The sequence below is a fragment of the Plebeiibacterium sediminum genome, assembly GCF_026013605.1.
Lineage (GTDB): Bacteria > Bacteroidota > Bacteroidia > Bacteroidales > Marinilabiliaceae > Saccharicrinis > Saccharicrinis sediminus.
Map to the genome: position 1 here is coordinate 1 of NZ_JAPDPJ010000427.1, position 301 is coordinate 301.

The 301-nt window shown below is 38.9% G+C and carries 1 protein-coding gene; it reads right to left on the bottom strand.

The window, feature by feature from the left end:
• Positions 1-257: hypothetical protein (locus OM075_RS26065; protein WP_301193451.1), on the bottom strand; the 257-nt coding region annotated here is incomplete at its 3' end.
• Between the last annotated feature and the right edge of the window lie 44 nt (positions 258-301).

Consider the following 301-nt stretch of genomic DNA (forward strand, 5'->3'; position numbering starts at 1 on the left):
ACACCGACTAAAAAGATTCCGATACCGCCTCCGATAACCCACCAATCGGCAGATTCTTTAATGAAAATACCTGTAATGATGATGGCCAGTCCACAAACCCACATCACTATCTCAAATACAAGCTTGTAGGGTTTGCGTAAAAAGTAATTGCTATCGGAAATTGATTTGCGGATACCATGAACCGCTATGATGGAAGTAAGATAAACTACCAAGGCTATAAATGCCGTGAAAAGGCTTGCTATTACTAATGCTTTCATAATTATTGGAGTGTAATGGTTTTGTCTGTTTCGTCTTTGAAAGT